Source organism: Candidatus Protochlamydia sp. R18, from assembly GCF_000648255.1.
GTDB lineage: Bacteria > Chlamydiota > Chlamydiia > Chlamydiales > Parachlamydiaceae > Protochlamydia > Protochlamydia amoebophila.
On record NZ_BASL01000658.1, the window covers coordinates 21616 to 28564 of the forward strand.

Consider the following 6949-nt stretch of genomic DNA (forward strand, 5'->3'; position numbering starts at 1 on the left):
ACAAATTTAAAGCATCATGGAATTTATTCATCAACCCTATTACCCAGGTGAAACAATTGCAGCAATTGCAACCCCTCCAGGTGAGGGAGGAGTAGCGATTATTCGCATTTCAGGCGATCAATCTCTTGAAGTAGCTGCTAAAATTTTTTCAGGCTCCATTTTCAGCTATCGTTCACATACTGCACATTACGGGCAAATTTATAATTCATCAGGCGAACATGTCGATGATGTTCTGGTTCTTATAATGCTTGGTAAACGCTCTTATACAGGAGAAAATACTGTAGAAATTCATTGTCACGGAGGAAGTTTAATTACTCGCAAAGTTTTAGAAGTCGTTTTAGCAGCCGGAGCTCGAGCAGCATTGCCTGGTGAATTCACTTTTAAAGCTTACATGAATGGTAAAATTGATTTAGCTCAAGCCGAAGCTGTTCAAGAACTCATTTGTGCAAAAAATGAAAAAGCCCTAGGCGCGGCAGAAAGCCAACTAAAAGGTTCTTTATCAAACCGGGTATTGGCCTTTCAATCAACCTTAACTCAAATTGCAGCGATTTTAGAAGCCTGGGTCGACTTTCCTGAAGAAGGATTAGAATTTGCCACCATGGATGAACTGGATCAAGACTTAGAAAGAACTGCTAAAGACATGGAAAAATTAGTGAATTCTTTTCACAATGGAAAAATTTTACATGATGGCCTTTCTATTTGCTTAATTGGATGCCCAAATGTAGGTAAGTCTTCTTTGATGAACGCTCTGCTAGATAAGGATCGAGCTATTGTTTCCCCCATTCCTGGCACCACTCGAGATGTTTTAGAAGACCATCTACGTCTGAATGGACTACACATCAAATTGAGTGATACGGCAGGGATTAGAGAAGCTAATGAAAGCGTTGAACAAGAAGGCATTCGTCGTTCTAAAAAAGCTATGCAAGAAGCCGATTTAATTTTACTCGTTTTAGATGCGCATAAAGGATTGGAAAAAGAAGATCAGGAATTGTTAAAACAAGTCCCTTTTCATAAAACAATCGTCATTTGGAATAAAATTGATCTCAATCCAAGAAATCTTCCTTGTTTAGAGGTTCCTTTTCTTGTTCATTTATCTGCTAAAGAGAAAATAGGATTAGAAGAGCTGCATCAAACAATTGATACCATTATTTGGCAAGATGGCCCTCCTTCCAAAGAAGAAATCCTTATTACAAATGTTAGACATAAAGAAGCTCTTATCGAATCGATTGAATCTTTAAGACGTGTACAAATAGGTCTTCGGCATCAAGTTTCACCTGAATTTCTAACTTTAGATATGCGCCAATCTTTATTAGAACTCGGGAAAATCATTGGAACTAATATCTCTGAAGATATTTTATCAGCAATTTTTTCTAAATTTTGTATAGGAAAATGAATAAGCATACAATAGCAAAAAATATTCAGCGTATTCTCAATGAACTTTACCCAGCTCCTGCAGTTCCTTTAAGTCATCATGACAGCTATACCTTACTTATCGCTGTTCTTTTATCCGCTCATTGCACCGATGCACGAGTCAATAAAGTAACCCCTATTTTATTTAAAAAAGCAAGCACTCCCCAAGAAATGGTGAAACTATCCATTAATGAAATTGAATCTATTATCCATTCATGTGGACTCGGATTTCGTAAAGCAACAAATATCTGGGAACTTTCGGATCGGCTAATCAAAGATTATGAAGGAAAAGTTCCGGCTTCATTTGAAGCATTAGAGTCGCTACCTGGAGTCGGACATAAAACAGCTTCTGTCGTCATGTCTCAAGCATTTCAGGAAGCCGCTTTCCCTGTGGATACTCATATTCACCGTTGCGCTCGAAGATGGGGATTAAGCAATGGGAAAAATGTTAAACAAACAGAAAAAGATTTAAAATCTCTTTTTCCCAAAAAAGATTGGACTCGTCTTCATTTACAAATCATTTATTTTGCAAGAGAACATTGTCAAGCCCGTTCACATCAAACTTCCATTTGCCCTATTTGTTCTTGGATAGTTGAAAATCCAATTTGATATCCTAGGCATAAGCTCCAATTCATACGTGTTTCAAAGCAACGGTAATTAATTGAGCTAAGTCAATTTCTTCTGGAAGTTCTTTCATCCCTTGTTTGATCGCTTTTTGAGCTGTGGTTTGATTATAACCAAGATTTATAAGGGCCAACATGGCATCTTGAACAGATTTGGATTTGGGATCTTGCGTTAAAGGCTCTATATGATCAGACATGTCTAAATGCCCAATGGCAGCTAACTTATCTTTTAATTCTACAATTAAACGCTCCGCAGTTTTCTTGCCAACACCTGGGACACGGCAGAGTGTAGATAAATCTTGTCGCATAACAGCTATTTGAAGCTCGCTCATCGAAAGATGTCCGATTAAGCTTAAAGCCATCTTAGGGCCAATACCTGTAACATTCATTAAAATTTCAAAAATATCGCGTTCTTGGTAACTTAAAAATCCATAAAGCGTGTGAGAAAATTCTCTAACGACATAAGTGGTATAAAATTGAACTGGCTCCCCAATTTGGGGAAGTTGCCCTAATAGGCGACAAGGGATAAAAAGTAAATATCCTACACCATGAACATCAACAATAGCTTGAGAAGGATTGAAAAAAGCTAATACTCCTTTTATATATGCAAACATAATATTTAATTTAGCTCCTCAAGTTTCATATTGACTTTGTTTTAAAATGGGCATTTGTGCATGGCAAATAGCTAATGCCAAAGCATCTGCAGCATCTTCTGGCGTTGGAGGAATGGATAGATTAAGTAGCCTCTGAACCATGCCTTGAACTTGATATTTACTTGCTCTTCCTGTCCCAACAACAGCTAATTTAGCTTTTGAGGGAGCATATTCATAAATAGGAATTCCTCTTTTTTTAGCAGCAATCATGATCACACCTCTTGCCATTCCCAATTTCATAGCACTTTGAACATTTTTAGAAACGTATTGTGTTTCCACAACGACAGCATGAGGTTGATGTTGATCAATTAACTGTTCAACTCCTTGACAAATGACTAAATAACGTTCAGACAGTTTATAATGAGAAGGAGGGCGAATACAACCGTAATCGACAGGAACATACTGATGGCCTTCAATGCGAATGACTCCAAAACCAGTTATTTTTGTCCCAGGGTCTAATCCTAAAATAATAACTTGATTGCTCATGAAAGGGAATCTGGTTTTGGTTTATCTTGCCTAAATTTCATACCAAACAAATCATATTTTTCTTCGTCTTCTTGGCTTGGATGTTGAACGGACTCGGGCTGTTCTTCTTCACTATTTTTTTGTTGATTTGACTTATCTACTAATTCTTGCATGGTGTGTAAAAAATTCTGAGAGGAAGGTCCACCCATGAAATTCCCTAAATTGGCAATAAGGTTTTGCATTTGTTGGTGTTTCTCTTCAATTTTCTTCAATTTCTTAACGCAATTTTCACTTTCTTGCCATTTGTCATACATGCAAAAGTATTTTTCTTCCCATTTAGAAACTTGGCTTTCAGTGCTTTTTAAAGCATCGTGTAATTGTTCTTGAAATTTTTTCTCTTGTTTTTGAGAAATTTCTAAACTAGCCTGAAGCTGATTAATTTGAATTTTAAAGTTTTCGTTATTTTGAGAAATTTCTTCTAACACTCTTTGTTGACCTTCAACTTTTTCAGATAAAATAGCCGCTTCTTTCAATTTTTTTGCTAAATGTTGCTGAGCAATTTTAAAGCGAGTTTCGCTTTCATTCACTAAATGATTCATTTCATGTAGATGTGTTTCTTGGTTTTCTTTATCACGCAATAACTGAAAAATTTGCCCTTCTTTTTCCGACAATATTTGATTTTTTTCTTTCAAAAGCTCACTAAAACGTATGACTTCTTGTTCAGATTTTACACGAATATCTAACGCCTCTTCTAAACTTTCATTCAGTTGGTTCCATTCTTCTTTCAACAGCTCATATTTTTCTTGGATCTGCATTTTTTCTTGGGAAGAAAGTTCCATTTGAAATAAACGTTCTTTTAATTGATCCTGTTTTTCAAGTGTGTGATTTAATAAATTTTCTTTTTCCTTTAAACACTCCTCAAGCTCCTTTTTACTTTGATTCAAGTCTGGAATCTGAATTTGAAAAGCCGCTAAATTAGAAGATTGATGCTCCAATTCTGTTTGCAGTTGTTTAATTTGATGTTCAAGTTTGACTTTTTCATTTAAAACTTCGACATATTGCGTCTCTAAAGCCTTTGTATCATAATTACCTTGCTTGAGAGTTTGTTTAATTTCTTCTAGTTCTAAGCGAAGTTGGTAGGAAGCAGTATGAGAAGCGATCACTTCTGTTTGATGTTCGGCAATTTCTCGTTGCGATAATAAGTGCTTAAGATGTTGAATTTCTTGCTCGTATTTTTGATAATTTTTTGAAGCTAGGGCTTGCATTTCTTGAGTTCTTAAATTCGACTCGCTTAATTCTTCGCGCAGGCGCTCCGTCTCTTTACCACTAGCTTCCTCCTCTCTTTGATTCGAATGAATAATTTGCATTTTATTCGACGCATGAACAGCCTGATCGTTTTGAAATCTTAATTCTTCTTGAGTTTGTTGAAGAAGATTTCTAAGAGAAATAAATTGATCTCTTAAAGCATCTAATTCTTCATCATGATTACTTTGCAATTTTTTAAATTTTGCACTAGATTGAAGTAATTGATCTTTTAATGATTGATTTATTTTTTCCTGGCTAAACAATTGATTTTGAAGTTTTTTTATCTCTTTTTCACTTTGTTGTTTAAGCGTAACTAATAATCTTTTCAAATGCAAAATTTGTGCAGCCTCGTTTAAAGAGTTAACTTCATTAGAGGAGGAGTCAGAAGAATCATGAACTTTTGTTTGCATAAGTTTTGCCAAAGAGATGTCTCTAAAATTAAAGTGAATTTAGCTGTAAAGATAAGAGTTTAGCCTTAGAAGATCAATGGTTTTTGTATGTTTAACCCATGATAAAAATAAATCTATAAATTCAAATTGCTAAATAAAAATTTTGATTTGAATAGCATAGCTGCAATGGAGTTTTTCACGTTTAATTGACTAATGGCCTTTTTGAAAATGATTCATCATAGTCACATTTTAAAGCAGGTTTCGAAATTTATTTCTGTTTTTTGATATAAGTAAGACTTTAAAATTCGTCGCTTGAATTAAAAAGGAAAATCGCTTTGTCAAAAAAAACTTTTTTATCTTTAAATCCGCAAAACATCATTATTCGTATGCCTAATTGGCTAGGAGATCTGGTGATGGCAACACCTATCCTTGCCAACTTAAAAAACTATTGGCCCCATGCAAAATTAACAGTCGTCTGCCAAGGATTATTGGGAGCTGTCATTGAACATGATCCACATATCCACCATGTTATTTCCTTTGAACGTTCTAAAAGTTGGAAGCAAACACAAAAATGCAATGAAAATTTGTTAATTTCTTTGAAGGAAGGAAATTATGATTTAGGTATTTTACTCACAAATTCATTTTCTTCTGCTTGGAAATTTTGGCAGGGAAACGTTAAAAATAAAATCGGATATTCTACACATTGGCGTAGTTGGTTGCTTGATCATGCCATCCCTTTTTCACCTAATTATACTCAACAACATCTTGTTGTAACTTATAAACAGTTATTAGAGCCTCTTGGTATTTCGCTCTCTAATAACTCCCCAACGCTTTACCTCACAAAAAAAGAATTAGAGAATACTCAACAACAATTGATTTCTCATGGGGTTGGACCTCAAGATCTAATCATTGGTATCAATCCTGGAGCTGCCTACGGGTCAGCAAAATGTTGGTTACCTGAAAGGTTTAAAGATCTCACAGAAAAATTGTTAGCCAATTCTCGTACAAAAATTTTATTTTTTGGAGATAAAACAGGAACTCCTCTCGTCAATGAAATTTGCCAAGGGTTGCCAGACCGCGTCATTAATTTGGCTAGTAAAACCTCTATCAGAGAATTAATGGCCTATATCAAGCTTTGCCATGTCTTTTTAACAAATGACAGTGGACCTATGCATGTAGCTGCTGCTTTAAATACTCCTCTTGTTGCTTTATTTGGATCCACAAGTGATCTCACAACAGGCCCCTATCAAGGAGGAACTGTTATCCATAAGCATGTTCCTTGTTCACCCTGTTATCGAAGAGAATGCCCTATTGATTTTCGGTGTATGAAACGCATTGAAGTCGAGGAAGTTTATCAGTCAATTTGTTCTTATCTTCCTCTTTAATTCATCAGTGAAGTTAAATTTTACGAATCTAACCTTTTAATTTTTTTTGCAGATTTATTGGTTAAATTGGCTAAAAAAATTAATTAAATTACAGTAATGAAGTATTCGTAATCTCAGTAAATAAATTGAAGTTTTTGGATTATTTTCAGGACAGCAGCATGAAAAAACATGCATTTTTTTAGCAATGACACATTTATGATGTTTTACCTCCTTTTCCGATTAAACTAGCAATCATTTTAGTCTAATTTCCCGCCATTTTCAAAAAACGGTGTTCATACGTTTTTGAAAAAAATTTGGTATTATATTTTTTTATTTTTTTTCGTAAAAAATTTGGATATTTAAAAAAATATAGATAGATTTACAGAGTACAGTCAGTAAATTATAACCAAAACTGTCATTGAAAGCACTTAATAAACAAAAACATTTTTTACTTTATTACAGGTAAGACATCCAATCCAATAAATTTAAAAAAAAGAATCAACTTGGAGTAAGTCTGAACGATGAGGAAATCTTCTTCATTAGCCGATGGAAGTGGGCCAATCATAGTTTTCGCAAGGCATATCTGTAATAGAAGATAAGCGAAGAATAGTAGGAACTTGCATCAACACTAAGATAAGATTTGTATTTTTTAGCTTGGTAAAAGATTTTGAATCGAACAATTAATTAATGTAAGTTGCAAATAACTAATTTATTAAAAAATTTGTTGCAACTGCTACTAG

At 34.5% G+C, this 6949-nt stretch carries 6 protein-coding genes; 3 read left to right on the top strand and 3 right to left on the bottom strand.

Translation table 11 applies throughout. From position 1 onward, the window contains the following. Positions 1–16: 16 nt before the first annotated feature. Both mnmE and nth read left to right on the top strand, forming a co-directional pair. Entirely contained in the window at positions 17–1393 is a 1377-nt protein-coding gene (gene mnmE, locus TY19_RS04145) for a tRNA uridine-5-carboxymethylaminomethyl(34) synthesis GTPase MnmE (protein ID WP_042280485.1), read from the top strand. Continuing rightward, a complete protein-coding gene (gene nth, locus TY19_RS04150; RefSeq protein WP_042280487.1) occupies positions 1390–2019 on the top strand; it encodes an endonuclease III in 630 nt (209 codons plus the stop codon). The genes mnmE and nth overlap by 4 nt, the downstream gene beginning before the upstream one ends. A 22-nt stretch (positions 2020–2041) precedes the next feature. On the opposite strand, the gene ruvA is transcribed toward nth, so the two are convergent. The 3 genes from ruvA to TY19_RS04165 are packed head-to-tail and all read right to left on the bottom strand — an operon-like array spanning position 2042 to position 4866. Next, complete coding sequence (gene ruvA / locus TY19_RS04155) at positions 2042–2647, bottom strand: Holliday junction branch migration protein RuvA (RefSeq protein ID WP_042280489.1); 606 nt, start codon at positions 2645–2647, stop codon at positions 2042–2044. Between the two features lie 18 nt (positions 2648–2665). Beyond that, the gene (ruvC, locus tag TY19_RS04160) at positions 2666–3172 is read right to left on the bottom strand and encodes a crossover junction endodeoxyribonuclease RuvC (protein ID WP_011174569.1); all 507 of its coding nucleotides are present in this window, start codon (positions 3170–3172) and stop codon (positions 2666–2668) included. Continuing rightward, positions 3169–4866, bottom strand: a complete 1698-nt coding sequence (locus TY19_RS04165) for a hypothetical protein (protein WP_042280490.1) — start codon at positions 4864–4866, stop codon at positions 3169–3171. Before TY19_RS04165 ends, ruvC begins: the two co-directional genes overlap by 4 nt. 314 nt (positions 4867–5180) lie before the next feature. Between TY19_RS04165 and waaF the strand changes: the two genes are divergently transcribed. After that, a complete protein-coding gene (gene waaF / locus TY19_RS04170; RefSeq protein WP_193354019.1) occupies positions 5181–6230 on the top strand; it encodes a lipopolysaccharide heptosyltransferase II in 1050 nt (349 codons plus the stop codon). Positions 6231–6949: the final 719 nt, after the last annotated feature.

Coding starts and splice junctions, on each gene's coding strand:
- ruvA (WP_042280489.1), bottom strand. CDS start 2,647: ATGTTTGCATATATAAAAGGAGTATTAGCTTTTTTCAATCCTTCTCAA.
- nth (WP_042280487.1), top strand. CDS start 1,390: ATGAATAAGCATACAATAGCAAAAAATATTCAGCGTATTCTCAATGAA.
- ruvC (WP_011174569.1), bottom strand. CDS start 3,172: ATGAGCAATCAAGTTATTATTTTAGGATTAGACCCTGGGACAAAAATA.
- mnmE (WP_042280485.1), top strand. CDS start 17: ATGGAATTTATTCATCAACCCTATTACCCAGGTGAAACAATTGCAGCA.
- TY19_RS04165 (WP_042280490.1), bottom strand. CDS start 4,866: ATGCAAACAAAAGTTCATGATTCTTCTGACTCCTCCTCTAATGAAGTT.